At 32.2% G+C, this 1,452-nt stretch carries 2 protein-coding genes; both read left to right on the forward strand.

Features of this window, described 5'->3' with window-relative positions; genetic code table 11:
* The first annotated feature begins 189 nt into the window (after positions 1-189).
* Positions 190-828 carry a hypothetical protein gene (locus ACFIKE_RS10540; protein ID WP_375649844.1) on the forward strand — a complete coding sequence of 213 codons (639 nt, stop codon included), beginning with the start codon at positions 190-192 and terminating at the stop codon, positions 826-828.
* Between the two features lie 32 nt (positions 829-860).
* Entirely contained in the window at positions 861-1,157 is a 297-nt protein-coding gene (locus ACFIKE_RS10545) for a hypothetical protein (protein ID WP_375636702.1), read from the forward strand.
* The last annotated feature ends 295 nt before the right edge of the window (positions 1,158-1,452 follow it).

The following is a 1,452-nucleotide window of genomic DNA, read 5'->3' on the forward strand; positions in this document are numbered from 1 at the left end:
ACCGTAATTCTAGACGCAATTCGACTAGTACAGCAACGCCATAAAACACTATTTTTCATATCCTGTCAACAAAAAAATCACTATATTGTGTATTTTTTATTTTTTTCACCTAAATCTAGTGTCTTTAACAACCAACCACTCCACAATTGTATCCTCTAAACGAATCAATTATATGGAAGCACAAAGTTATTGATTAGCAAAAAGTGGGGGGAATTAATGTTATTTTTCAAAAAAGCAGCTTTATGCAGAATTAAAAAGACATTTACAAAAATATTTGTATTCAAAAAGAACATATTAACGATTGCGTTTTTTATGGCATATCTTTTGCTAACAGCACATGGTTATGCCAGTATAAATGAATTATTTTGTTCTAAAATAATTGAAAAACTGAACCTAGAAAAAGATGCAAAAGAAAATGCGGAAAGGGGATGGAATGACACACAGAAGTTTCTAGAAATTACCCTCAATGAGTGGGAAACAATAGCTCAAGAACAGGATGCCCTGACTATAAAACTACTCAATATGAGTCCAAGACAGAATCAACAAAAGAATTATGGATTGTACACTATAATTCATACACGAAATAAAGTAATCAAAGCAAGACATGAGACAATACAATCCATTTTTAGCCTTGTTCAAAAGCGGCACATAGTGCTTCAAGCCATGGCAAAAGCATCTAAGTCTAAGCACACATCTGATGTGTTGAATTATAAGGCACAATTTTTTGAACTTCATCAGAATATTGAAAAAGTAAATAACATGATTGATGCACTAAGCAATGAAATTGATAAGATGGATCACCTTATTAAGAAAACTCTTAATCTTTAATATATACTTAAACTCCAGCCATAAAAGAAATAATGAATTATTTATCAGCAAAAAAAATAAGTTACTTATTAATCATAGTAATCAGTGTGCTTTTTCTTACCAACTGCGGACAAAAATCAGATGCAGATGAGAACCGCATTCCAAATAACCTAGCTGATGCAGTTGATATGTTTGATGTTGGTCCTCGAAATTTATATGATCTTCCAAACGAAGTGCTCGAAAAATTTGATATTAATCGATACAATCTATGTAAAATGTTAAAACAGCAACATAAAGATTACTATGGTTATGATAAATTTCAAGATGTTGATTGTAATAGCTATAAGTGAAGAATAAAAATACTAAAAATCATAAAACAAATACTTCATATCTTTCTTATTTTTAGAAACAAAAAGAGGCACTTCTGCGTACAATAGAATGAATTATTTTCCTTAGTCTTTTACAAGGCGTTATACAGAGAAACGTTTCACGTCACATTGCTTACTTTAGCATCGTTCTTAAAGATGCATAAAAAAACTATGTTAGAAATGTTCATAGCTTGGCAAGCACTTCGTTCATAATCATGGAGGGAACTGGGTCCATGGTCCGTGCCGGACGCGCGGGTATATGTGGAGCGCGTGGTGT

Source organism: Bartonella sp. MU70NMGDW (assembly GCF_042194085.1).
Lineage (GTDB): Bacteria > Pseudomonadota > Alphaproteobacteria > Rhizobiales > Rhizobiaceae > Bartonella > Bartonella grahamii.

What these genes read in the sequence shown, in the direction of transcription:
- ACFIKE_RS10545 (WP_375636702.1), top strand. Translation starts at nt 861, where the DNA reads ATGAATTATTTATCAGCAAAAAAAATAAGTTACTTATTAATCATAGTA.